The following is a 25,104-nucleotide window of genomic DNA, read 5'->3' as shown; positions in this document are numbered from 1 at the left end:
AGAAAACTTTCGGTCTTTAGTATTTGAATTAACAGAAACGATTAGTACCCAGGATTTTGAGTAATCGCGGTATTCGCATTGGTTTCTGAAATTGGAATCGGGAACGTAAACTTATAACTGTTCATTGGTAAGTTAGAAGGATTAGCCCCAGGATAGTTTGTTGTACTTGAAGAATAATCTACAGGATGACGATCTAAAGCTGTAAAATTAGCTAAGGAAGCCAAACGCTTTAAGTCGATATAACGGTATCCTTCAAAACAGAACTCTAAACGACGTTGGTTTAAGATTTCAGCCCAAGCCTGTGTTGCGTTAGCAAAGACAGGAGCTGGCATATTAACTGCATTACGTGCATCCAAAACAGCTTCTAATGCAGTTGCAGCACCTGTAAGGTCATTTGCATTAGCACGCGCTTCTGCTTTGATGAAATACATTTCAGATAAACGAACAAGTTTGTAATCATTACTGTTACCATTAGCAGCCGTTGAAGCAAATGTACTTGTACCAGTACCTACCCCACCATACTTGTGGATGATTAATTTGTCAGCATTGATATAATCAGCGTTTGTATTCCAATCTGAAGCTACTACTGAAGATGGAGCTACTAAAGTACGGAAACGTACATCTTTAATAGCACCTGTCAATGGCCAACCTCCATTAGCAGGTGACGTTGCCGATGGAATGTTTGTTGGGTTCATAATGTTGAACAAAGAACGACCCACTTCATAGAAAGGAGAACCTGCTGCGTTAGGACGAACTGAGCACCATCCGTTGTGCATGTTAACCCCCTGACCATTTTGTGCAGGAGTTCTTTTTAATCTCCAAATAACCTCCACGTTTGCAGGCTCGTTATCAGTCCAGAAGATTTGTGTATACTGGGTAGTATTAGCTAAGGTAATTCCAGAAGTAGAAATTACATTGTCAGCCCAAGTTTCAGCATTGGTGTAATCGCCTTTGTAAGCATAAGCACGAGCTTTTAAGGCCTTTGCCAATACATCACTCGCATAATACGTTCTTACAATTCCTGTGTAAGGATTAGTGGTCAACGTGTTAAAAATCGTCAAAGCAGCATCTAAATCGCTGTGAATCGACTGGTAGAAAACACCATTAGTAGTACGCTGCAAATTAGTCTCCGTAGAAGGAATGATTCTATCTGCTAAAATAGCAGCTAAAGCACCATCATTTTTCAAATCTGTTGAAAAATAAGACATCAATTTTAAATGACAGAAAGCACGAACCACCAAAGCCTCAGCTTTAATACGTTGGATTCTTTCCGTATCAGCAGCATCAACCGGAGTAATACGATCAGCGAAGGTAATTACACGGTTTGCACGAGATAATGCAAAATACATACTATTCCATACAGCATTTGGAGCTGCAGAGGTTGAATTTAAAAAGAATACATATTCTTCAGTGATACCTTGACCACCATTAGCAAAACCGATACCGGCTTCGTCTGTGAATACTGAGGTAAACACAGCGTCTTCACGGTTGTACAAGTTAGCATAGGTCGAGTTCATCAACCCTTGCAAGTCGTTTGATGTTTGGATCGCCACAGTTTCAGTTAACGCACCAGGCGCAAAAGGCTCGATCAAACTATCATCACAGGATACAAAAAGTGTACCTGCACAAGCGGATAATAATAAAAATACTTTTTTCATCTTCAATTTTTTTTTAGAATCTAACATCTAACGTTAACGTATAAATTCTTGGTGTTGGATACTGGTATACATCCGCATCACGATCACTTTCTGGATCAAATCCTCTCCAACGGGTAATGTTGAATAAGTTCTCTCCTTGAAGAGTAATCGAAGCGTCACGAATAAATGTTTTCTCTAAGAATTTCTTAGGAACGCGGTACCCTACTTGTAAGTTACGTAAACGCACATAAGAGGCATCCCACAAGAAACGGTCAGACTGATCCACAAAACCGTAGTTCGTTGCTGTTAATGAAGGAACATCGGTATTGGTATTTGTTGGAGTCCAAGCATTCAATAAATCAGCACCTACAGTGAACTGGCCTAAGTTAGATGGATCATACAAATTGTTCAAATCGTAGTCATAACGCCATACTTTGAAAGCATAGGTAAATGTAGCAGAGGTAAAGAAACCTTTGTAGTCAAAGTCAAAACCGAAACCACCTTGGATTTGGGGTAATCTGTTTTTTCCTGTAGCTCTACGGTCAGCATCTGTTGGCGATTCAGTCAACGTTCCATCGGCTGCCACAAACAACATATTACCGTTATCAGGGTTTACACCCGCATATTGATAAACGAAAGGCTCATCTAACATTCCTCCATTTTGAGTTATGTAAGCAGGAGCAGAACCATCAAAAATTGGCGCAGCTAAACCACCTACTTCTTGCTCATTAATACTTCCATTTCCGCGTAATGTTAGTACCATACCCTTCTCTTGGTTGTTGATTAAATCATACGCCAAGTTTACTTCAATACCCGAGTTTTTAACAAAAGCAGAAGTATTACGTACAATACTAGTAGTTCCTACATAAGGAGAAACTGGCTGTGATAAATACTGATCAGATGATTTCTTTGTATAGTAATCAAATGTTCCACGGAAGCGTTTTCCTTTGAATAATTCAAAGTCAAAACCGATGTTTGAAATTGTAGTGGTTTCCCAGCGTAAATCAGGATAACCAAAGTTAATTCCGAAACCTAAACCGTTGTTGTAAACGTTGTTCGCTGCAGAATACACGTCAAAGAACCCAGGAGGTACTAAACCAGCAAACTCTGTACCTGCAATGATACGCTCGTTACCTACGGTACCGTAAGAACCACGGATTTTAAATGTTTTAACGAATTCTAACTTTTTCATGAAAGCTTCTTCATCGATATTCCAACGTCCACCGATAGAGTAAAATGCTTTGGAAGCGTTCAAGAAACGACTAGTTTGGTCGCTACGTAATGACAATGCCACCCCATATTTTTTGTTGTAATCGTAGTTCAACGATCCAAAATACGAAATACGGTTCAAACGCAAATTAGAAGCAGAAACCTGTGGTACATAAAAGTCATTTGCTGAGGTATCAACTAAATAACCTGCCCCAGTACCAGGCACAAAAGTTTGCGGATTCAAACCACGTTGACGGAAGTTGTTCACTTGTACACGAGCATGGTTGTACTCCAAACTACCTGCTAAATCTACAGTATGTTTTCCGAACGTTTTAGAATAATCCGCTTGCCATAATTGGTTGAAACGGAATTCACGACGTGCGTTTACATCTTCAAATCCACCGAACTGCTGTCCAGCTCCTAAGAACAAGAAAGCATTGAAAGAAATCGGGTGCTCAGATTGCGTAAAACGAGTCTGCAATAATTCCCCAGAAGTTCTTCCGCGAACAGTTAAATCTTTTAATAATTTATAAGAATACTCCGTATTCACACTCGCACGAATCTCGTCTGTTAAGTTAGTGTATGTTTTTAATTTGTCAATCAAGAACAAAGGCGTGTACAACAAGGTGCCGTCTGCTTGATACAAATCAAATAACTGTTGAGAGTTTTCGTAAGTTGATGGCGAAACATAAGGTGCAGAAATATAAGCCCCTAACACATAGTTACGGTTTACTGCTCCACCCCCTAAGTTAGTCGCTTCATTGTTTTTAGAGAAACCAACAAAAGAGTTCACCATATACTTGAATTTCTCATTATCCGATTTACCGTTAACGTTATTACGTACAGTGAAACGCTTTAAACCAGTGGTTTTTAACACCCCTTCTTGGTCAAAATAACCGATAGAGGTAAATGAATTCAAGTTTTTAGAGCTATTCTCAATGTTAAAGTTGTGGGAAGTAAAAGTACCTTTTCCAAAGAACTCATTTACCCAGTTTGTGTTTACATTGAAAGCTGCAATTTCAGCATCAGTAAGCGTAGCTCCCAAACCTGCACCTGCAGCTTTCTCGATGGTCAACAACTGACGAGAATCTGCATAGTCATAACGAGGTGTTTGTAATTCGGTAAAACCTACAGCTGAAGTATAACGGAAACTTGTTTTTGCATCTCCGAAAGACCCTTTCTTGGTTTTAATTACAATTACCCCATTAGATCCACGAGAACCATACTCTGTAATTGCAGAAGCATCTTTCAACACCTCTACAGAAGCTATATCATTAGGGTTGATTGATCGGAAGTTATCCGCATTGGTTGGGAAACCATCAATCACATACAAAGGGTCAGTGTTTCCTGAAATCGTACCTTGTCCACGGATAATTACCGTTGACTTCGCACCAGGCTGCCCTGTACTTGCTGTAATGTTAACCCCAGCCAACTGCCCTTGAAGCGTGTTCATCACGTTAGCATTAGGACGGTTTTCAATAGTCTTGTTGGTCACAGATGCTGTAGCAGCAACTGCTGTCTTTTTAGTAACCAAACGGTACCCTTGGGTGATGACTACTTCATCCAAGATTTTTGCCTCTTCCTTCAACACAACGCCGTAGTTGTTGGCAGCACCTACTTTGACCTCTTTAGAATCATACCCTTGGTACGACACCACAAGAACGTCTCCTTGTTTGGCTTTGATGGAGAATTTACCATCCATGTCGGTTTGCACCCCGTTTTTGGTACCTTTAATAGTTACGTTGGCCATAGGCAATGACACCTTACCATCGGTAACTGTACCAGTAACAGTTTTCTCCTGTGCAAATGAAAACTGCATTGTAAACGCTAGTAAAAGCGTAAAAATCCATTTGAACTTCGATCTCATATTAAATTTATTTGAGTTAGTTATTCCGCAAACTTCTTAATAATTTCTTAAATAAACAAATAATACTTCGGAATATTAGCGTTTACGTTTGTTAAAGTTCAACGGCTTTGGCATAACTTTGTGGTTGCAACCCAATTGATAGATGCGTCCTTTGTCAAAAAGTTGCGTTAACTTTAAATTAATTTTAATTTAACACGATGTTAGCCAAACAATTTTCGAATTATGTTTTGGAATGCGGCACCGATGAAGCAGGAAGGGGTTGCTTGGCAGGACCCGTTACCGCAGCCGCTGTGATTTTACCTCATGATTTTGAGAACGCATTACTGAATGATTCGAAAAAACTTACCGAAAAACAGCGCACTGCCTTAGCACCCATCATCGAAAAAGAAGCCATCAGTTTTCACGTAGTTCATTTAGAACCCAAAATCATTGACGAAATAAACATTTTGAATGCATCGATTAAAGCCATGCAAGAGAGCATTCTTCAACTTAAGCCGCAACCCGAGTTTATTATTGTAGACGGGAACCGATTTAAACCTGTTGCTAACATCCCTTTTCAAACGATAATAAAAGGAGATGGAAAATATTTAAGCATTGCAGCGGCTTCTATTTTGGCAAAAACCTACAGAGATACCTATATGGATCGTATCCATGAAGAGTACCCCATGTATCAATGGAATAAAAACAAAGGGTATCCTACCCAAGATCATCGCGATGCCATCCGTGAATTCGGGATAACACCTTATCATCGTAAGAGTTTTCGGCTGTTACCTGACCAGTTAACGTTGGATTTTGATTTCTAACCCACGATAGTAGCTTCAAATAATTGCGAGAAATAGCGTAGCACATGGCGCTCCACCTCGCGCTCATCAACCGAGCGTTGTAATTCAACATGCAATGACGTTACACCTTTGCCTCGTATCCCACACGGAATAATGTGATCAAAATAACCCAAGTCGGTATTTACATTTAAAGCAAACCCATGCATGGTCACCCAGCGACTTGCCCGCACGCCCATGGCACAAATTTTTCGCGCAAAAGGGGTTCCTACATCGAGCCAAACTCCCGTTTCGCCGGGGCTTCGTTCGCCTTTCAAACCATATTCTGCCAAAACGAGGATAATGGTTTCTTCTAGTAGTCGTAAATACTTATGTATATCGGTAAAAAAATTTTCTAAATCCAAAATCGGGTACCCAACCAATTGTCCCGGCCCGTGATAGGTAATATCGCCCCCTCGGTTAATTTTATAAAAGGTCGCTCCTTTTGATTCGAGTTGCTTTTCATTGAGTAATAAATTAGACAAATCACCGCTTTTACCTAAAGTATATACATGCGGATGCGATACCGTTAAAAAATAATTTTCAGTACGCTGGTCAGGGTTGATTCTTTTTTTCATTTTATCGGCCACAATGTCCGCAAATAGTTTTTCCTGATAATCCCATGTATCTTTATAGTCGCGTATGCCTAAGTTTTGAAAATATACTTCTTTATTCATTTCGAAAAAGGTCGTTTTAATCCCACAAAGATACAAAAGAGCATAGCAATGCGTATGAATTTCAAACAGGTTTATTAAATCAAAAGGGCAGTTGGTAGTTTTTGAACAATAAATTATCTTTGCCCCCTTAATTTCCCATTTATGCAACTGTCCGAACAAGAGCAAATTCGAAGAGAAAAACTCAATCAATTACGCCACTTAGGCATTAATCCCTACCCAGCCCAACTTTTTCCTGTTGACCACACGTCGAAACAGGTTAAGGAATCCTTTGTAGAAGGCAAAAAAGTGGTTGTGGCAGGGCGATTAATGAGTGTTCGCGACCAAGGGAAAGCGGCATTTGCTGAACTACAAGACAGTGAAGGACGCATTCAGCTGTACTTCAACCGGGACACTCTTTGCCCTGGGGAAGACAAAACCTTGTATACCACCGTTTTTCGAAAACTCACTGACTTAGGTGATTTTGTCGGAGTGGAAGGGGAATTATTTTACACTAAAGTAGGAGAAAAATCAATCCTCGTCCAGCAATTTACTTTTTTAAGTAAAACACTTCGCCCCTTACCCATGCCCAAAACGGATGATCAAGGAAAAACCTACGATGCCTTTACCGACCCTGAACTTCGCTACCGCATGCGTTATGTGGATTTGGTCGTGAATCCGCAGGTGAAAGATGTTTTCATCAAACGCACCAAGTTATTTCAAGCCATGCGAACGTTTTTTAACGAGGCAGGTTATTTGGAAGTGGAAACCCCAATTTTACAATCGATTCCCGGAGGGGCTGCCGCGCGCCCTTTTATCACACACCACAACTCATTGGACATTCCTTTGTATATGCGTATTGCCAATGAATTGTATTTAAAACGTTTGATTGTTGGCGGTTTTGATGGCGTTTACGAATTTTCCAAAAATTTCCGTAATGAAGGGATGGATCGCACCCACAATCCTGAATTTACAGCCATGGAAATTTATGTTGCTTACAAAGATTACCATTGGATGATGGAATTCACCGAAAAATTGCTCGAGTATTGTGCGTTGCAAGTCAACGGAACAACACAAGCCACTTTTGGAGAACATACGGTCGATTTCAAAGCGCCGTATGCACGTGTATCCATGACCGAAGCCATTCAAAAGTTTACAGGCTTTGATATTACTGGAAAAACCGAGGAAGAATTGCGTGAAGCTGCCCAATCGATGGGTATCGAAGTCAATGAGACCATGGGGAAAGGAAAGCTCATCGATGAAATTTTTGGGGCCAAATGCGAAGGCAACTTCATCCAACCTACTTTTATCACCGATTACCCCAAAGAAATGTCGCCCTTGTGTAAATCGCATCGCGACAATCCTGAATTGACCGAACGTTTTGAGTTGATGGTGTGCGGCAAAGAAATCGCCAATGCGTATTCTGAATTAAATGACCCAATCGACCAGCGGGAACGTTTTGAAGCGCAAATGAAATTGGCTGAAAAAGGAGATGATGAAGCCATGTTTATTGATCAGGACTTTTTGCGTGCGCTTGAATTTGGAATGCCTCCCACCTCTGGATTGGGTATCGGAATGGACCGCTTAATCATGTTCCTCACCAACAATGCCTCGATTCAAGAAGTATTGTTTTTTCCACAAATGCGTCCCGAAAAGAAAGCCCTTGAGCTTACCGAGGAAGAAAAAGTAATTCTTCAGCTTCTCAAATCAGAAGACGGTCAACCCTTGGCCCAATTGAAAGAACAGTCGCAGTTGAGTGGAAAAAAATGGGATGCTGCCATGAAAGGATTGAGTAAATTAGGCATGGTCAAAGTCATTGTTGAGGGTGAATCAAAAACCGTACATTTGACATAATTGCCTGAATCCGATGGATAGTACGAAATATATTGTTATATTCGCTTTTTAAATTCTAACATTATGAAAAAAATTGTCTTTGCATTATTCGCTTTCTTGGCAGTTCAGTTGAGCATGGCACAAGATAAACAAAACACGGTTGCTTTACAACCTAAAGAAATAGCCGCTACCGAAATGGAGGCTTTATTAAAAGTGGTAAAGTTAGACGACAACTTAAAGACGAGTTTTACCGAACTGTTCATCATGCGCGCAGAACAAGTGCAAAATGCTCCAGATGAATCGACCAAAAAAGCCATTTATGAGCGCTATGGTTCTAAATTACTTTCAGGATTAAACGAAGAGCAACGTCAGGCGCTGAAAGCCAACACAGAATTATATCAGAAATTAATATTTTATAAAGGATAAATTTAGAAACCATACTTTTTTCTTTTACAATATGAATTTTAAAAAGTCATCTTTTTTAATTGTTGTAATTGTTTCACTCTGCTTTGGAAACTTTTCTTTTGCTCAGCTCCAAAAAACTGGAACTCCTCAAAAATTAACTTTTGAAGAAAAAGTTACAGTCCTCTTCAACCGTTTAACCAAAGACGTTGTTTTGGAACCGGGACAAGCAGAAAAAATTAGACCCCATGTTGAAAAAATTGTTCGTGACCGTGAGGCCCGAATTGCTGAATTAAAAGGCAAAAAAGACGATGGCCGTTTGATGACCAAAGAACAATTACAAGAGCGTCGCGAGAAAAGACAAGCCGAGGAGGATGCTTTTAAAGCCGAGATGAAAAAGATTCTTACGGAAGCTCAATACCAAAAATTTGAGGCAGGATTAAAGCGTAAACGAACACCAGAATCCGAAAATTCTCTTGAAATTAAGAACTAAGTATTCAAACTTTTGATTTTTTTTGGATTTATAGCAAAATAGTTTACCTTTGGTTATCAATTAAGATTTTATAGTTATGAAAAAATTACTTCTCTCTTTTGCTTTTTGTATGATGGCCACCTTAAGCATGTCGGCTCAAGACAAGGAATTATCGTTACAAGCAAAAGCAAAAAACGATATGGTTGCGTTGGCCCAGGTGGTAAATTTACCTGAAAATCAACGGGAAGACTTTTTCAGACTTTTCGAAATGAAATATGAAGTCATGGATAACAAGGAGTTATCTGCTGAACGAAAGTTAGAGATGAGCCGTGTGATTGAAGCGAAAATTCGAGGCACCTTATCTCCACAACAAATGGCGCAATTAGAAGCCAATCCCGAACTTTTAAACCGACTCATTGGTAAGAAAATAAAGTAAAAAAATAAAGCTCCTTTCGGAGCTTTTTTTATTTCAGTACTTTAGTTACTTTGGCAACAGCTTCCACGGTTTTGTCTAAATCTTCATAAGTGAGTGCATCGGTTATAAACCATGTTTCATAGGCAGATGGAGCAATGTAGATACCTTCTTGCAACATTCCATGGAAAAACGCTTTAAACCGTTCGTTATCCCCTTTTTTTGCCGTTTCAAAATCGATTACTGGAGTTTCGTCAAAATGAACTGAAATCATAGACCCTAATCGATTAATGGTGTGTGGTAATCCTGTTTTTTGTAAAACGGTTGCCATCCCCTCATGCAAATAGGCTGTTTTTTGATCGATTCGATTAAAAACATCACTGTCTTCGTGTAAAGCGGTCAACATCGCTAGACCCGCAGCCATAGCTAATGGATTACCGCTTAAGGTTCCTGCTTGATACACGGGACCAACTGGAGCTAAGTAATTCATAATCTCTTCTCTGGCTGCAAAAGCCCCCACAGGAAGTCCACCACCGATTACTTTGCCAAAACAAACGATATCGGCGGCAATGGATAAGCGCTCTTGTACACCCCCAGCTGCAAGTCGAAAGCCGGTCATGACTTCATCAAAAATTAACAGCGCTCCCTGCTGCGAACATAGTTCACGGAGTCCTTCTAAAAATCCTGGTAAAGGAGGTACACACCCCATATTTCCTGCAACGGGTTCCACAATAATGGCAGCAATTTGTTGCGGATTGGCCGCAAATAAATCGGCAACCGCGGCTAAGTTGTTGTAAGGCGCCAACAAGGTATCTTTGGCGGTTCCTTGCGTAACACCGGGGCTGTTGGGGGATCCAAATGTACTCGCACCACTACCGGCTTGAATTAAAAATGAATCCGAATGGCCATGATAACAACCTGCGAATTTGATAATCTTATCGCGTTTTGTAAACCCACGCGCTAAACGAATGGCACTCATACAGGCTTCTGTTCCTGAATTTACAAAACGAATTTTATCAATATTGGGCACCATAGCAATGGCTAAGGACGCTATTTGAGTTTCCAATTCGGTCGGCATTCCAAAAGAGGTTCCTTTTTCAGCACGTTCTTTAATGGCAGTGATCACAGGTTCATAAGCATGTCCTAAAATCATCGGCCCCCACGAATTGATAAAATCAATCAAACGATGGCCGTCTTCATCATACAAATAAGCACCTTTGGCGGATTTAACAAAAATCGGTGTGCCTCCTACTCCTTTGAAAGCGCGTACTGGGGAATTTACTCCTCCCGGGATTACTTTTTCAGCGGCTGCAAACAGCGCACTACTTCTTTGGTATATCATTTTTATTCTATGCGTAAAATTTGACCGATAGCTAATGCGGTATCTTTTAGATTATTTTTTGATTGTAACACCTCAACAGGAATGCTATATTTCTTGGAAATGGAATAAAGGGTATCTCCTTTAACAACCACATGTTGTTTTGCGTTAGTAGCTTCACCTTTGTTGGAGAGCGATGGATTTGAACTGACGGTAGTTGGGGTTGCACTTGTGCCTAATACTTCGGCATCAAATCGTTGCAATTGGTAGCGCTCTATCAATCCGATTAGTTTGGTAGGATAGGCTGGATCGGTAGCATAGCCTGCCGCTTTGAGTCCTTTAGCCCAGCCTTTGTAGTCGGCAATATCCAAGCGAAATAAATTGGCATAGCGTTCACGTGTCACGAGAAAAATCGAATGATCTTTAAACGATTCAAAAGGATCGCTGTATTTGCGGAAGCATTCGCCTACTGCATCATCGTCATAACTTACACTGGGACCTTTCCATTCTTTGTGGCATTTGATTCCAAAATGGTTGTTGGCTTGAACGCTGAGCGGTCCCGTTCCTGCCCCCGATTCTAAAATCCCTTGCCCCAAAGTAATGCTTGCAGGAATACCGTAATCGACCATTTCTTTTTTGGCGATATCTTTGTACTTTTCAATGTATTCGAGCACCATCGCAGTGGTAACTTTTACGGCAGTAGTAGCTTCCAACACTTCGGTTTTGGATTGATCTGTTTGCGGGGTAGCCACAGGTGTTGGAGCGGTTTGAACCGGTTTTGTAGATGAAGGGGTTGTGGGTGTGGTAGTCGCAACAGGGCGCTTCGTTTTGCGCGGATCAGTTTTTGTGGATTGCGCAATGGGTTTGGTCGTTCGAACGACAGGACGTGAAGAACCACAGGCCGTAAAGACCAACAACACAACCAAAATACAGATGAATTTATACATGAATTTGAAGCGTAACTTGATTTTTTTTCTTGAGCCTTTCATTCATCGCGGGAATACCTTGTAACCCTCCAGTGTGAATGGCCAGTATGTTTGCTGATTTAGGAAAAAAATCGTTTGCCAATAAATCAACCAAACCATACATCATTTTACCCGTGTAAATCGGATCCAACGGCACCTGATGGTTTTGATAAAATTGATTGATAAAACGAATTAATTCGGGACTTGTTTTGGCATACCCTCCAAAGGTATAGCCTTGAATCAACTCCCAATTTCCCTTTTTTGCAAAATTACGAATATCTTCTCTTAAAAAATCCCCAATTAATGCAGGAAATCCTAAAATTTTTTGATGTGAAAAAGCCCCTTCACTCAATCCCGCAAGCGTACCTCCTGTACCCACAGCACATACGACATGCGTGAAAATTTGGTCTTCGGGCATAAGCATTTCGGCGCATCCCTTAACCGCTAAAGCGCTGGTTCCTCCTTCGGGTAAGATAAAATAATTGGGATAACGATCCCTCCAATACCTTTCATCAGATTTTAAATCACGAAAAGACGTTCGCGATAAAAATTTGAACGTCATGCCCCATTGCTGAGCCGATTGGAGTGTAGGACTCCACGAAGTGGTTTGTTGAAGTTCATCCCCTCGGATTACACCTATCGCTTTAAATCCGGACGCTTTGGCCGCATAGGCGGTAGCAGCGATATGATTGGAATGAGCGCCACCAAATGTTAGCACCCCTTCATAACCCTCTTGGAGAATGTGTTGGATATTGTATTTGAGTTTTCGCCACTTATTTCCCGAAATCTCTGGAAAGAGGAGGTCTTCCCGACGGAGGGTCACAGCAATGGTGTCATGTAACTCAAGTTTTTGCGAAATCGCTTGCATGGGACAAAAGTACATAAAAAAAGGAGCCTTAAGGCCCCTTTGGTATTAGCGAACACGCTCGATAACGACTTTTTTACTAAGCGAATGTCCTTCTATGGTTTTTATGCGTGCGATGTAAATTCCTTCTGCAAGGGAACCCGTAGCAAACTCATATTGATTTTGACTCCCCAAGCCTTTTTTGGTAAATACATTTTTTCCAAGCATATCATAAAGACTCACTTCTGAAAGCTCGTATTGCGTGGGATTACTGATTACTAAAAGCTGTTCTTGATTGTTTTGTAGTATGTCCAATCGCCCTCCATTAAACTCGCCATTGGAAAGAGCTTGATCCGTAAACGTGATTTGATAACGGTTGTTGATCACTCCTGGTTGCAAGGTAAATGCATACGGTTGATTTTTGATGTCATGATACAATCCTGTTTCGGCATCGTATAGGAAAATATCTTCTGCCATATCAAAGTTCACGATATCTTTAACCATCATGGTGAAGGTGGTAGCAGCATTGCATTTGAATCCTACATCGATTCGTTTGCTGATATCAAATGCCGTGGTTGCATGAACATAAGGCTCATTTTCCAGCACGAGATACATGTCCATAGGCAAGTTAGTCGTAGCATCGGGTGATTTTGAATCGGCGCGATCGACACCGTCAAGGGCATTGGGTAAAAAGCATAAAGCTACTTGTCGAACAGCATTTCCGCCCAAAGAGGTATTCACAGTAAAGTGAGGAGTAGGTTCGGCGCTCAACTGAGTATAATCAATTCCCGCCACATTAGGAATATTGCCAAACCCTGCAACACCTGCTGAATTTGCTTCATTGCTAAGTCGTTCAAACTGCGAGAAATTGGCAGCGCCTTCTTTTACAAAAACACGGTGAGTATTGCGCATAATCGCTGAGCCATTGGAAACTCCGCGCACCATAAACCCTTGTCCTATGGGTGAAAATCGACGTTGGTATACATTGTTGGGGGAACTAAAAACAGAGCCTTGGTTACCGCCTAAATCATAGGTGTAAAATGTAGCGGGAGTATAGACACTGGTAGTGCCGTTATACACCCCATACCCTCCACGATAATCTACTATATTATGCGAATTAACCGTTTTGTCGTGTTCCCAAAACAAAGCAGTTCCGTCTATTGAAGAATTGGCAGGATCATTTAAGAATAAATTCAAATCAATTGCTGAAGGATAAGGGTTTCCTGTGAGTGTTGACGCTCCATTGGCAACATTAATTACAATAGTTCCATCATTGGGTTTCCCACGGAAATCATAGCGCTGACGATTTCCTGGATTATTTGCAACAGACTCCCCGGGGTTGGTCGCATCGGTTCCTGAAACCCCTTTCATAGTAAAACCTTCACCCGGGGCGATATTGGTTGTGGCCGCGGATTGAACCCATTGTGAATAATTGTTTGACGATAAAAAGCGCCAAATCCAATAGGTAGCAATAGTCAAAGAACCTGCAGCTGCTGAACCGTTATAGGTTGCTGCCGATAAAGTTGCAGGAGTAGTTGCTGTGATTGAGGTTGGAGTACCCAACATACTCACGCCAAAATTTTCATTTCCAGAACCTGCCGAGGCATTCCCTACGGGTGAGCACCAATAATTGTAAGCAAAAGCGTTACTGGTTCCCTCTTGAAAAACTGACAGTCGACCCAGGCCTCTATTAGTTGATGATCCGGTAGACCCTTGAAGGAACTGTGCCTCATTCCGAAGATATAAAAAACTATTGGCTCCATTGAGCTCCAAATTTCCACGTGCAAACAACAAAGCACCTTTGTTGAAAACATAGCTATTATTAGACACATACAATTGTGCGCTAACATAGGTCGCAGACGACACTAAACAAACAAATAATAGTACTATTTTTTTCATAATCAAAAAGTTTATGTTGTAAATGTAGGAATTTACTTCTTATAATCGACGTAATTACCAAAAAAATCGATGAAATGCACGTTTTTTAACAAAAAACTTGGGTTTTTCAACTTTCCTTACGTAACTTCGATTTCAAATTTAACAAAATAAGGATTGAAAATGAAGGTTTTATCCATAATTCTATGCTCTTTTTCAAAAAATGAGGGACGAAATGGAAAAAGGGAAGAAAATGGTAAAAAACTATTGGTAACTATTTTTACGTAAATGAGAAAGAAAGTACACTGAATAATGATTTTACAAAATAGAAATCAAAAACAACCGAAAAAGTTATTCATTGTTTTTCAACAATTTAGCAAAACAGAAATGGTTATTCGTCGATTTTTTTGTGAGAAAATACGTATTTTTTGCATTTCAACAGAAAATCTAACAGTTAATCGACTTTATATATTAATCCCATTTTTTTGTAGAAATTTTGTAGTCGAAAAAGCACAAAAACAACAAGGTATGAAACAAATTTACAATTACTTTTTTTACACAATACTTTTTCTGAGTTCGTGTAAAATGAATGCTCAAGGTGCCACTTGTGCCACTGCAGCGAATGTAAATGTCAATGGCACATGCATTACCGGACACAATATTACAGACTCAACAATTGAAAGTGGAGCACTAGGATACAACTGTGGAGGAACAATTGTTAGAGAGGGATGGTATCAATTTACTATCACATCAGGCCCACAAATTGTTAGTATTGTGGCTCAAGGAAACAATAGAAATATTGCTATCCAACTACTTTCAGGGGCTTGTGGAAGTTTATCTCAACTGCGATGTGCCAATGCAACGAATACCAATGGTACACAAACAGAGACCTTGATTCATCCTACTGCTTTAAATAACGGGACATATTACATTCGTATCTTGAATGTAGGGAACAATAATTCCATGACCCTAACGAGTTTGTGTGTAAACGCTTCTCCTGCGAATAGTTTGTGTACAAGTGCTACAACTTTACCTTGTGGCACCACAAATTTATCTGGAACTACAGCTTTAACAACAAATTTAAACCCAAACGGCACAGGATGTACTGTAAGCAACAACGGCGTTTGGTATACCTTTGTTGGTGATGGTCAAGCCACTACCATTACCTCAACGGCAAATACTGGTTATGATCATGAAATGGCTATCCTTAGTGGTTCGTGTGGAAGTTTAACCAATATTGCCTGTCAAGATGTTGGGTCTTCAGGAGGTACTGAAACCTTTTCATTTACTACCGTTTCAGGAACGACTTATTTTGTCTACATAGCGCATTGGGACTCTACAAGTACAGCTACGGGTGGGTTTACCATCTCTAGAACATGCGCCTCACCTCCTGCCAATGACAATTGTAGTGGTGCGATAACATTAACCCCTAGTCTGAATTGCTCATATACGACATATACCAATCTTGGCGCCACCAATTCGGTTGGACCACCAGCTCCGGGATGCGCAAATTACCTTGGAGGAGATGTTTGGTTTAGAGTAATCGTTCCTACCTCAGGGGCTATTACTATTGACAGCCAAACTGGAGTCATGACCGATAGTGGAATGGCGGTGTACCAAGGAACGTGCGGATCGTTGAGCTTAATTGCTTGTGATGACGATTCCAGTGCTAATGGATTAATGTCTAGTATCAATTTGACAGGATTAACTCCGGGCGCTACATTATTTATTCGCGTTTGGGATTACGGAAATAGTAATCCGGGGACTTTTGGTATTTGTGTGACTACTCCTGGCCCACCTATAAATGACAGTTGTGCTTCTGCTGTAGCCTTAAATACCAATCCCACCACCTTTTGTACAGCTTCTACAAGTGGGACAACCGTTGCAGCGACTAGTTCACTCGCAGGGTGTGTGGGTAATGCCGATGATGATGTATGGTATACTTTTGAAGCTTATGAAACTTCACACACGGTTACCGTAACGCCTGGTACTTTAGCCAACGCTGTTTTTCAAGTGTATAGTGGTACGTGTCTTGGGCTTACTTCCATTGCTTGTGTAAATACTACAACGGGAAGTTTAAATGAAGCAACTGTACTTACAGGTTTAACTGTTGGAGCTACCTATTATATTCGTGTGTATAGTTTTTCAAACGGTATCGGTCAAGGTACGTTCAGCATTTGTGTCACCACCGCATGTACGCCTGGAGGTGGCGTGGGAACTAACTCAACCGGCTGTCCCACCAACGTGGCAGGAGGTTTAGGCCTTGGCGGTGTCGACCCTGCACCCATAACTACTTGCGGTGCTTCAACCTGTACTACGTTGGAGGCTACTTATAAAAACTTAGGCGACACTACCAATTATACGGTTGAATCGATTCCATACGCTCCACCCTACCAATTTGGATGTTTAGCCAATTCGGTAAGTATTAACGTGGATGATGTATGGTCGGGCTTGGTGTCTATTCCTTTTAACTTCTGTTACTATGGAAACACCTACAACCAAATGTTGATTGGTTCCAATGGAGTTGTTTCGTTTAACACCACCAACAACACCCCTGGAGGGTATAATAACTGGGCCTTTAGCACCAATTTACCGAGCCCTTCGCTTTTCTTGAATACTATCTTTGGAGCCTATCACGATATCGACCCCAGTGTAGGAGGTGAAGTAGGTTGGGAATTGGTCACCATGCCTTCGGGTTGCCGCGCCATGATTATTGGATGGAGCGATGTTCCGATGTTCTCGGCCACTTGTAACAATTTGTTATACACCGGAATGATTGTTTTGTATGAAAACACAAATATCATAGAAGTATACATTAAAGAAAAACGCGTTTGTGCCTCTTGGAATAGTGGTAATGCAGTTATTGGGATTCAAAACAATACAGGTACCGCTGGAGTAGTTGCCCCCAATCGTAACTCTTTAGATCCTGATTGGACTACCACCAACGAAGCTTGGCGCTTTATGCCAGCTGGACCTTCGATTACTACGATAACTTGGTTTGAAGGTGTGGGAACATCGGGTCCTGTTGTGGGAACTTCGCCAACACTTTCGGTTTGTCCAAACCAAACAACAACCTACACGGCACGCATTCGCTATACGTTTTGTAATGGGGTTATCATGGATGTCACCGACGATGCCACCATTACAGTAAATAGCCGTAAAATTTGGAATGGCTCGGTAGATACCGATTGGAATAAAGTAAACAACTGGACACCCAACACCAGCATCCCAAACAATGCCGATTGTGTGATTATTCCTGTGACTGCTAATAACCCTGTCATTTCAGGAAGCGCTTATCATGCCTTCGCCGGAAACTTGATTGTGCAAACAGGCGCTACCTTAACTGTAAACGCCTCCAACACCATCACAGTTACCGATTGGGTGAATGTGCAAACAGGGGCTCAATTTAACCTGCTAAACAATTCAAGTTTGGTGCAAATCAATAACGTAGCCAACACCGGATCGATCAACTATACTCGCAATGCGAACATTCGTCGCCAAGACTACGTGTATTGGTCCTCCCCTGTTGCAGGTTTTAGCACAAGCAACATTGGGGCACCTACCACCTCTGGATTAATCTGGCGCTGGAACCCTACCATTGCCAATACCAATGGCGGACAAGGCAATTGGGAAATGGCTGTGGGCAACACGATGACTGCGGGTAGAGGATATATTGTTCGCGGCCCTGATTCGTTTGGCAATGTAACACCACAAACCCTTGTCAATAGGTTTACGGGTGTTCCTAACAATGGAAATATCACTACGGCTATTGCGCGTGGTTCCGACACTAATACAGCGTATCACGCAGGATTAAATGGTACCGAAATTACCAATTACAGCGACAACTGGAATTTGATCGGTAACCCCTATCCTTCAGCGATTCGCGCGAGTCAGTTCTTGTTCAATAACCGTACAAAAATCATGGGGAACATCAAAGTTTGGACCCACGGTACTTTACCGTCTCAAATCGCGAGTCCGTTTTATAATTCGTATACATACAACTATAATCCTAGTGATTACTTGACGTATAATTTTACCGGAACTTCGTGTTGTCCTGCTGCCTCTAGCGATTATTTCATAGGTGCTGGCCAAGGATTCTTTGTTCAAATGATTGATGGCCCAGCGACAACTGACACCGTTGCTTTCAACAATGGATTACGAAGCAATTCGTTTGATAACACCAACTTCTACCGCAGTAGTGATTATATCATTGAACCGCCGGTAAATGTTGAACTAGAACGCCACCGTTTTTGGTTGGATATCGTGAACAGCAACCTTCAATCGGATCGGACCTTGGTCGGTTATGTTCAAACCGCTAGCAATGGAAAAGACAACTTTTTTGACAGCAATACGGCAATTTTAGGATCCATGAGTATCTTTTCACTGATCGATACTGAAAAATACCAAATTCAAGGACGGGCTTTACCTTTTAACCCAATGGATGAAGTTCCTGTTGGTTTCCACGCTCCTGCTGCAGGGCAATACCATATCGCTTTGGCTGCTGTCGATGGAATGTTTAGCGATCAAGATATTTTTATCCGTGATAAAGATTTGAATATAGTACACAACCTAAAAGTAAGTCCGTATCGCTTTACAACCACAGCGGGAACACGTTCGAATCGCTTTATCATTATCTACAACAATGGATTGAAACAATCGGTAGAGGCTGAAGATGAAGTGACCGTTATCACCCAAGAAAGCCTACAAGTTAGTTCTGCACGAGAAGTCATTGCTTCCGTCACCGTTTTGGACATGTTGGGTCGCGTTATTGGTCAATATGATACAATCAATGCCTCCTACTTTGAGGTTCCTAATTTAACCCGCAACCAAACGCCATTATTGGTGCAAACCCGTTTGGCCAATGGCATAATTACTGCAACAAAGGTTATTTTTTAAAAATAAGAAAGAAAAGAATATAACGACCTTCGCTTGAGATAGTGAGGGTCGTTTTCGTTGGTATACGCCTCTCGTTCAAAAGAGAGCGCTCGATAGGCCGCCTTTCGGTCGCGCAATAGTAGCCAACGTATTAAAAATTCCAAGATATACCATACATAAAAAAACACCACGAGCAGTTCGCGTTGTTGGTGAATATGAATACGTTCGTGCGTTAGCAAATGGGGATCCAACAAGGCTTCTTTAGACCGTATGATCACAAAAGGAAAAAGGGTAATGGCCCGAAATCCAACAGGCGTTAAATATTTGGCAACGATGACTTTCATTCCTGCAAAGTTGTTAATTTTGTGGTTATGAATGACCAATTGAATCCGAATAATCTTGTGGAAGGTGTCGATTATTACCTAAGTCCCGAAGGATATCGCGTATTTACCGAACATTACCACTTGAAACGCGGATACTGTTGCAAATCCGGTTGCCGCCATTGCCCCTACGGTTTTGACAAAAGCACCGGCACCATTCGAACCAAACAAACTAACAAACCTAAAAACTAAAATGACTTTTCACGAACAAATACGCGAGGGAATTCCAAAGGTTTTACCCCAACCGAAACCGTATGATCCCGCTATCAATCATGCGCCCAAACGCAAAGAAATCTTAAACGACGAAGAGAAAAAACTGGCGCTTCAAAATGCCTTGCGCTATTTTGAACCGCAGCACCATGCAGAACTCATTCCAGAATTCAAGCAAGAATTGGAAACCTACGGCCGTATTTACATGTACCGCCTTCGCCCCGATTACCGCATGTATGCCCGACCTATTTCGGAATACCCCGGAAATAGCGAGCAAGCCAAAGCCATCATGCTCATGATTCAAAACAACTTGGATTATGCCGTGGCGCAACACCCGCACGAATTAATTACCTACGGAGGAAACGGTGCCGTGTTTCAAAACTGGGCCCAATACCGCCTTACTATGAAATACTTATCCGAAATGACGGACGAACAAACGCTCGTCATGTATTCGGGCCACCCGATGGGACTCTTCCCGTCACACAAGGATGCCCCGCGCGTTGTCGTGACCAACGGCATGATGATTCCGAACTACTCCAAACCCGATGATTGGGAAAAATTCAATGCCCTAGGCGTTACCCAATACGGGCAAATGACCGCAGGAAGTTATATGTACATCGGACCCCAAGGTATCGTGCATGGTACCACCATCACTGTACTCAACGGTTTTAGAAAAATCAAAAAGAGTCCGAAAGGCAACCTTTTTGTCACCTCGGGTCTTGGCGGGATGAGCGGTGCACAACCCAAAGCGGGTACCATTGCCGGTTGTATCACGGTATGTGCCGAAGTCAACCCTAAAATCACCCGCATCCGTCACGAACAAGGGTGGATTCATGAGATTATTGAAAATATTGACGCACTCGTCACCCGCGTGCGCAAAGCCCAAGAAACCAAAGAAGTGGTCTCTATCGCTTACTTGGGGAATATTGTGGATGTGTGGGAACGTTTTGATGCCGAAAACTTACATATCGATTTGGGTTCCGACCAAACCTCGCTACACAATCCGTGGGCGGGCGGCTACTACCCAATGGGGTACAGTTTTGAAGAATCCAACGACTTGATGGCCAACCACCCTGAAAAGTTCCGCGAGGAAGTCCAAAAAACTCTGCGCCGTCATGCTGCAGCCATCAACAAACATACCGCCAAAGGCACCTATTTCTTTGATTACGGCAACGCCTTCTTACTCGAAGCGTCTCGCGCCGGTGCCGATGTGATGAACGACCACCCTACGTTGGGCCGCGAGTTTAAATTCCCAAGTTATGTTCAAGACATTATGGGACCGATGTGTTTTGATTATGGATTCGGCCCCTTCCGATGGGTGTGTGCCTCCGGTGATCCCGAAGATTTGAAGAAAACCGACGCGATTGCTTGTGAAGTTTTAGAAAAAATCATGGAAACTGCGCCTGAGGAGATTCGCCAACAAATGGCCGACAATATCCAATGGATCAAAGGAGCCCAAGAAAATAAATTAGTGGTCGGTTCGCAAGCCCGCATTTTGTATGCCGATGCCGAAGGCCGCATGAAAATTGCCGAAGCCTTTAACCAAGCGATTGCTCGTGGCGAAATTGGCTACGTGATTTTAGGCCGTGATCACCACGATGTGTCGGGAACGGACTCTCCGTACCGCGAAACGTCCAACATCTATGACGGTTCCCGTTTTACCTCAGATATGGCAATTCACAACGTGATTGGCGATAGTTTCCGTGGGGCAACATGGGTGTCGATTCACAACGGCGGTGGTGTTGGTTGGGGCGAAGTGATGAACGGTGGCTTTGGTATGGTTCTTGATGGTTCTGCCGATAGTGATAGACGCCTGAAATCCATGCTGTTCTGGGACGTGAATAACGGAATTTCCCGCCGCAGTTGGGCCCGCAATGAAGGCGCTATTTTTGCCATCCAACGGGCCATGGAAGTGGAACCTTTGTTGAAAGTAACCCTTCCCTACTTGGTAGACGAAACCTTGTTGTAGCCGATTTCCACTCCGAAAGAAGCTGCACTCTAAATACCAATTGTTATGAAAAAACTATTTTTACTCACCGCAGTTTTGGCGTTATGCTTAACGTCCTGTAGTACGATTCGTGTGAATGCTGACTATGACAAAGAGGTCACATTTAGCCAGTACAAGACCTATGCCTATCAAAAAGCGGCCATTGACAAAGCGGCCATTTCGGACTTGGATAAGCGGCGTATTTTACGATCGATTGACGAAGTGATGGCTACCAAAGGCTTTACCAAAAGTGAGACGCCCGACCTAATTGTTTCCATTTTCACCCAAGAAAAAGAGCAAGTCGATGTCATCCAATCGCCCATGTGGGGTTGGGGCTGGGGCTGGGGCTGGGGTTGGAGTCCTTGGGCTTGGGGCGGCTTCAATTCGGTGTACCAATATGTGGAAGGAAAACTGACCATTGATTTCCGCGATGCCAAAACGAAAGAACTGATTTGGCAAGGTGTGGGCGAAGGCGAGCTTACCCAACGTATGGAGAAAAAAGATGCAAACATCAAGGAATTTGTAACCAAGATTCTCGAACATTATCCTCCACAACAGGAGAAAAAATAAGACGCATGCTGTCTTTGGAAAACCGGTGTGATTACGAAATTGCACCGGTTTTTTTTGCATTTTAAAGAATCAATTCACGGTTATGAAACGTACTCTATTTGTCGCCTCTTTATTCATAAGCCTCACGCTTTACAGTCAAGACCACACGAAAAAAGGCTATAGCTACATGGAGAAATCCCAACGAAAGTTAGCTCAAGGCCAGTTAGCCCAAGCCCGCGATTATTTGGAAAGCGCCCGAAAAGTTGATTTTCATGGCGGTAATCCTGAGGCAACGGCCCATAGCCGAATGAACCTCATTGAAGCACAAATTTTACTTCAAGAAAAACGGTACGACGATGCCTTGCGGGTATTAGACACCACACACGGCGCGAGTTTTGGCGTAAACTGCTTGGAACGGGATTCGTTGAAAATAGTCACGTTGATTAAAAAACACGGCCTACAAAAAGTGAACGCTGCCTTTACAAAAGCAGTTGTACAAATGAATCCGGACACAGCCCAATTTGATGCAACCTATTGCGTATCTCTTAACGACTTGGGGTATACTTTTTGTTTTTATGCCCCAATCGTTCTCACTGAAGAAGAACTGAAAAGCTATACCTTAGCAGCACTCGCAAAAAAATGCTCCTTTTACCAACTGCTATTCTAAAAATATAAAGATGAACTACACGCCTTTCATTTGGATACGTCATTTGCAAAACCCACACCCCAACTCAGTAGCTTAGAAGCTCAGCGGCTTAGCAACTATAAAACCTCTTGCAAAAAAAGTATAGCTGCTCCAAAGCCATTTACACACCCCATCGACCCATTAATTTTTACTGTTTTTTTATACTTTTCGATGGTTTTTGCCAACTTTTTGACAGAGCGTTTCCATGCCTTTTTCATACAGTATCCATGCTTTATCTATGCTTTATCCATGCCTTTGCTAGGCTTGACCCCTTTTTGAGGGCTGGGCAACAGGAATTTGGTATACATAACAGGAAGGCGCAACCCGAAAATGGAGCATTACGTCTAAGAAAAATACCTCCTTACTGCTCTCCTTTTGGAATACTGAAAACCTTCGCAAGGTTCTCTTTACTACATAGTTAAAAAAAAATAAATGCGCCCTTCAATTTCCACGAATTGAAAAAAATAGTAATTTGCAATATCCTTTAGAGTATATGCCTTGTTTTGTATCGCATGTAACTATTAAACTTCGTTCATTTAGCATTAATCTTTACCATTTATATCATGAAAAATGTATTAAACACCACTTTGTATCTTTTTGTATTTGCTGCTGCTGGGATTTTATTCCAAATTAGTTGTTCTAATGAAGACTCCAAAAACAATAACGTAGTCCAAGCTGCGCCTTTGGGTAAAATAGTCTATATTAAGAATTTGAGTATTACCAATAAGCAACTTTGGATAGCCAACTATGATGGAACGAATCAAACACAAGTTATGGTTAACTTCCCTCCTAACGTATCATTTAATCAGGTTACCAATGGCGTCCAACCCAGAATTTCTCCCGATGGTCAAAAAATATTTTTTGTAGGCATCAACAGCGCAGGAGGAAACAACTACGCTGCAATCTATTCTTGTGACATCAACGGAAATAATGTCCAAGAAGTCGTTCCTACTCCGACCGCAGTGGACATTGAATTTGGGGGTGCCTATTAAAAGTTTGAAACCCATAATAAGCATAATTCATACCATTCCCTTCCGCAACAGCAAGAAAACAACTAACCCACGGGAAAAATACCTACCTCATGGGGGAAAATTCTAAGGGAGTTTTAGAAGTATGTTTAATTTGCGAAATAATTAATTAGCTAAATCATACCTAGCCGAACGTTATAGGGCATTTTAAGACGACAACACATTGACAGACTTAAAAACATATTACAAGCAGTATTTCCAACGAGACCTTCTAAATTTCGTAGGACAAATACCTATTGAAGGCAATAAGCATTACGACAAAAACGAGTTTAATTTTCAATACTTCTTTTTGACACCGCAATACAAGTATTTAAACATAATTCCACAAGACAGACAAGGACTTTTCGCAGTCGCACTTTTTTGGACTGTTTTGGTTGACCAAACATTTTATTCAAACTATAGACAGTCATATCCAACTTTTCAGAGAAAAACATTATACCCGAAATTCATTGGCAACTGCACAGCACCTTCACTTATGAGTTCTGAGTGCGGACACCACCAACACCCAGGAAAAATTTTACAGGCTATAAATGACACGGCAGACAAAGGGAACAGGTTTGACTTTGAACGTGAAATCTTCAGAAAGGATGAGTGTAACCAACCAAGACTTGTTATTGACTACTTTTCAATATTAGAAGAAGCAAGACAAGTTATGAAAGACGAGATAAAAGAATATTTTGAAAATCACCAACCAGAAATAAGCTGGACAGAATTTTGGACTAAATGTGAACGTGAACTATGACAACAGAGAGAAAAACGCCCACCCCCGCTCTGCGCATTCTCTCGACTTCGTAGCCTTGATAACACACTACTACTGTACTCCAAAAACTCTAGAAAAAAAGGGATTGAGCCGCTGAGACACTAAGCTGCTGAGCCTTCATAAACAACAACTCTTCCATAGACTCCAACTTTAAGCACATCGTAACAGCTATGTTGACTATGCTACTATGTGGTTTAACAAAAAAGGCTATCGAATTTTTAAGTTTACTATGCGTTAACATCGTGTAGTAAAAAATTTAACCCCATAGGGACATAGTTTTCATAGAATTAAGCCGCTGAGACCCTGAGAAGCTAAGCTCCTGAGC

Annotated in this window: 20 protein-coding genes; 12 read left to right on the top strand and 8 right to left on the bottom strand. The window is 41.7% G+C overall.

What is annotated here, in order from left to right:
* Window positions 1-41 precede the first annotated feature (41 nt).
* Complete coding sequence (locus BUC17_RS10800) at window positions 42-1,658, bottom strand: RagB/SusD family nutrient uptake outer membrane protein (RefSeq protein WP_159433950.1); 1,617 nt, start codon at window positions 1,656-1,658, stop codon at window positions 42-44.
* Window positions 1,659-1,671: 13 nt separating this feature from the next.
* Window positions 1,672-4,713, bottom strand: coding sequence for a SusC/RagA family TonB-linked outer membrane protein (locus tag BUC17_RS10795; protein WP_073364229.1), 3,042 nt, complete (start codon window positions 4,711-4,713; stop codon window positions 1,672-1,674).
* Window positions 4,714-4,910: 197 nt separating this feature from the next.
* Here BUC17_RS10795 and BUC17_RS10790 point away from each other — a divergent pair, with 197 nt between their 5' ends.
* Entirely contained in the window at window positions 4,911-5,516 is a 606-nt protein-coding gene (locus BUC17_RS10790) for a ribonuclease HII (protein ID WP_073364227.1), read from the top strand.
* On the opposite strand, the gene lipB is transcribed toward BUC17_RS10790, so the two are convergent.
* Complete coding sequence (gene lipB, locus BUC17_RS10785) at window positions 5,513-6,208, bottom strand: lipoyl(octanoyl) transferase LipB (protein ID WP_073364224.1); 696 nt, start codon at window positions 6,206-6,208, stop codon at window positions 5,513-5,515. The two genes, BUC17_RS10790 and lipB, sit on opposite strands and share 4 nt — an antisense overlap.
* Window positions 6,209-6,349: 141 nt before the next feature.
* Between lipB and lysS the strand changes: the two genes are divergently transcribed.
* The 4 genes from lysS (at window position 6,350) to BUC17_RS10765 (ending at window position 9,327) form a co-directional block, all read left to right on the top strand.
* Window positions 6,350-8,038 (top strand): lysine--tRNA ligase, encoded by a 1,689-nt coding sequence (lysS, locus tag BUC17_RS10780; RefSeq protein ID WP_073364221.1) that lies wholly within the window; start codon window positions 6,350-6,352, stop codon window positions 8,036-8,038.
* 63 nt (window positions 8,039-8,101) lie between these two features.
* Window positions 8,102-8,443 (top strand): hypothetical protein, encoded by a 342-nt coding sequence (locus tag BUC17_RS10775; RefSeq protein ID WP_073364218.1) that lies wholly within the window; start codon window positions 8,102-8,104, stop codon window positions 8,441-8,443.
* Between the two features lie 31 nt (window positions 8,444-8,474).
* Window positions 8,475-8,912 (top strand): hypothetical protein, encoded by a 438-nt coding sequence (locus BUC17_RS10770; protein WP_073364215.1) that lies wholly within the window; start codon window positions 8,475-8,477, stop codon window positions 8,910-8,912.
* A 76-nt stretch (window positions 8,913-8,988) separates the two neighbouring features.
* Window positions 8,989-9,327, top strand: coding sequence for a hypothetical protein (locus BUC17_RS10765; protein ID WP_073364212.1), 339 nt, complete (start codon window positions 8,989-8,991; stop codon window positions 9,325-9,327).
* A gap of 28 nt (window positions 9,328-9,355) precedes the next feature.
* On the opposite strand, the gene hemL is transcribed toward BUC17_RS10765, so the two are convergent.
* The 4 genes from hemL to BUC17_RS10745 are packed head-to-tail and all read right to left on the bottom strand — an operon-like array spanning window position 9,356 to window position 14,329.
* On the bottom strand, window positions 9,356-10,645 hold the full coding sequence (gene hemL, locus BUC17_RS10760) for a glutamate-1-semialdehyde 2,1-aminomutase (RefSeq protein ID WP_073364210.1): 1,290 nt from the start codon (window positions 10,643-10,645) through the stop codon (window positions 9,356-9,358).
* Between the two features lie 2 nt (window positions 10,646-10,647).
* Complete coding sequence (locus BUC17_RS10755) at window positions 10,648-11,568, bottom strand: glucosaminidase domain-containing protein (RefSeq protein ID WP_073364303.1); 921 nt, start codon at window positions 11,566-11,568, stop codon at window positions 10,648-10,650.
* Complete coding sequence (locus BUC17_RS10750) at window positions 11,561-12,454, bottom strand: 1-aminocyclopropane-1-carboxylate deaminase/D-cysteine desulfhydrase (RefSeq protein ID WP_073364208.1); 894 nt, start codon at window positions 12,452-12,454, stop codon at window positions 11,561-11,563. Before BUC17_RS10750 ends, BUC17_RS10755 begins: the two co-directional genes overlap by 8 nt.
* Window positions 12,455-12,499: 45 nt before the next feature.
* Window positions 12,500-14,329, bottom strand: a complete 1,830-nt coding sequence (locus tag BUC17_RS10745; RefSeq protein WP_073364205.1) for a T9SS type A sorting domain-containing protein — start codon at window positions 14,327-14,329, stop codon at window positions 12,500-12,502.
* A gap of 504 nt (window positions 14,330-14,833) precedes the next feature.
* On the opposite strand from BUC17_RS10745, the gene BUC17_RS10740 reads away from it, so the two are divergent.
* Entirely contained in the window at window positions 14,834-19,201 is a 4,368-nt protein-coding gene (locus tag BUC17_RS10740) for a hypothetical protein (protein ID WP_143161781.1), read from the top strand.
* On the opposite strand, the gene BUC17_RS10735 is transcribed toward BUC17_RS10740, so the two are convergent.
* Window positions 19,198-19,524: a hypothetical protein gene (locus BUC17_RS10735; protein WP_073364199.1), complete on the bottom strand. Its 327-nt coding sequence runs from the start codon at window positions 19,522-19,524 to the stop codon at window positions 19,198-19,200. The genes BUC17_RS10740 and BUC17_RS10735 overlap by 4 nt on opposite strands.
* 27 nt (window positions 19,525-19,551) lie before the next feature.
* Here BUC17_RS10735 and BUC17_RS10730 point away from each other — a divergent pair, with 27 nt between their 5' ends.
* From BUC17_RS10730 to BUC17_RS10705, 6 genes are all read left to right on the top strand, one after another.
* A complete protein-coding gene (locus BUC17_RS10730) occupies window positions 19,552-19,752 on the top strand; it encodes a C1orf53 family protein (protein ID WP_073364196.1) in 201 nt (66 codons plus the stop codon).
* Window position 19,753: 1 nt separating this feature from the next.
* The gene (locus BUC17_RS10725; RefSeq protein WP_073364193.1) at window positions 19,754-21,739 is read left to right on the top strand and encodes a urocanate hydratase; all 1,986 of its coding nucleotides are present in this window, start codon (window positions 19,754-19,756) and stop codon (window positions 21,737-21,739) included.
* A 45-nt stretch (window positions 21,740-21,784) separates the two neighbouring features.
* On the top strand, window positions 21,785-22,327 hold the full coding sequence (locus tag BUC17_RS10720; RefSeq protein WP_073364191.1) for a DUF4136 domain-containing protein: 543 nt from the start codon (window positions 21,785-21,787) through the stop codon (window positions 22,325-22,327).
* Window positions 22,328-22,409: 82 nt separating this feature from the next.
* Window positions 22,410-22,973, top strand: coding sequence for a tetratricopeptide repeat protein (locus BUC17_RS10715; protein ID WP_073364188.1), 564 nt, complete (start codon window positions 22,410-22,412; stop codon window positions 22,971-22,973).
* Window positions 22,974-23,554: 581 nt separating this feature from the next.
* On the top strand, window positions 23,555-23,983 hold the full coding sequence (locus tag BUC17_RS10710) for a TolB-like translocation protein (protein WP_073364186.1): 429 nt from the start codon (window positions 23,555-23,557) through the stop codon (window positions 23,981-23,983).
* Window positions 23,984-24,182: 199 nt separating this feature from the next.
* Window positions 24,183-24,761, top strand: a complete 579-nt coding sequence (locus BUC17_RS10705) for a hypothetical protein (RefSeq protein ID WP_073364183.1) — start codon at window positions 24,183-24,185, stop codon at window positions 24,759-24,761.
* Window positions 24,762-25,104: the final 343 nt, after the last annotated feature.

This window comes from Flavobacterium fontis (assembly GCF_900129405.1).
GTDB classification, from domain to species: Bacteria; Bacteroidota; Bacteroidia; order Flavobacteriales; family Flavobacteriaceae; genus Flavobacterium; species Flavobacterium fontis.
This window is presented reverse-complemented; position numbering and strand designations above follow the sequence as displayed.

What these genes read in the sequence shown, in the direction of transcription:
- BUC17_RS10800 (WP_159433950.1), bottom strand. Translation starts at nt 1,658, where the DNA reads ATGAAAAAAGTATTTTTATTATTATCCGCTTGTGCAGGTACACTTTTT.
- BUC17_RS10795 (WP_073364229.1), bottom strand. Translation starts at nt 4,713, where the DNA reads ATGAGATCGAAGTTCAAATGGATTTTTACGCTTTTACTAGCGTTTACA.
- BUC17_RS10790 (WP_073364227.1), top strand. Translation starts at nt 4,911, where the DNA reads ATGTTAGCCAAACAATTTTCGAATTATGTTTTGGAATGCGGCACCGAT.
- lipB (WP_073364224.1), bottom strand. Translation starts at nt 6,208, where the DNA reads ATGAATAAAGAAGTATATTTTCAAAACTTAGGCATACGCGACTATAAA.
- lysS (WP_073364221.1), top strand. Translation starts at nt 6,350, where the DNA reads ATGCAACTGTCCGAACAAGAGCAAATTCGAAGAGAAAAACTCAATCAA.
- BUC17_RS10775 (WP_073364218.1), top strand. Translation starts at nt 8,102, where the DNA reads ATGAAAAAAATTGTCTTTGCATTATTCGCTTTCTTGGCAGTTCAGTTG.
- BUC17_RS10770 (WP_073364215.1), top strand. Translation starts at nt 8,475, where the DNA reads ATGAATTTTAAAAAGTCATCTTTTTTAATTGTTGTAATTGTTTCACTC.
- BUC17_RS10765 (WP_073364212.1), top strand. Translation starts at nt 8,989, where the DNA reads ATGAAAAAATTACTTCTCTCTTTTGCTTTTTGTATGATGGCCACCTTA.
- hemL (WP_073364210.1), bottom strand. Translation starts at nt 10,645, where the DNA reads ATGATATACCAAAGAAGTAGTGCGCTGTTTGCAGCCGCTGAAAAAGTA.
- BUC17_RS10755 (WP_073364303.1), bottom strand. Translation starts at nt 11,568, where the DNA reads ATGTATAAATTCATCTGTATTTTGGTTGTGTTGTTGGTCTTTACGGCC.
- BUC17_RS10750 (WP_073364208.1), bottom strand. Translation starts at nt 12,454, where the DNA reads ATGCAAGCGATTTCGCAAAAACTTGAGTTACATGACACCATTGCTGTG.
- BUC17_RS10745 (WP_073364205.1), bottom strand. Translation starts at nt 14,329, where the DNA reads ATGAAAAAAATAGTACTATTATTTGTTTGTTTAGTGTCGTCTGCGACC.
- BUC17_RS10740 (WP_143161781.1), top strand. Translation starts at nt 14,834, where the DNA reads ATGAAACAAATTTACAATTACTTTTTTTACACAATACTTTTTCTGAGT.
- BUC17_RS10735 (WP_073364199.1), bottom strand. Translation starts at nt 19,524, where the DNA reads ATGAAAGTCATCGTTGCCAAATATTTAACGCCTGTTGGATTTCGGGCC.
- BUC17_RS10730 (WP_073364196.1), top strand. Translation starts at nt 19,552, where the DNA reads ATGAATGACCAATTGAATCCGAATAATCTTGTGGAAGGTGTCGATTAT.
- BUC17_RS10725 (WP_073364193.1), top strand. Translation starts at nt 19,754, where the DNA reads ATGACTTTTCACGAACAAATACGCGAGGGAATTCCAAAGGTTTTACCC.
- BUC17_RS10720 (WP_073364191.1), top strand. Translation starts at nt 21,785, where the DNA reads ATGAAAAAACTATTTTTACTCACCGCAGTTTTGGCGTTATGCTTAACG.
- BUC17_RS10715 (WP_073364188.1), top strand. Translation starts at nt 22,410, where the DNA reads ATGAAACGTACTCTATTTGTCGCCTCTTTATTCATAAGCCTCACGCTT.
- BUC17_RS10710 (WP_073364186.1), top strand. Translation starts at nt 23,555, where the DNA reads ATGAAAAATGTATTAAACACCACTTTGTATCTTTTTGTATTTGCTGCT.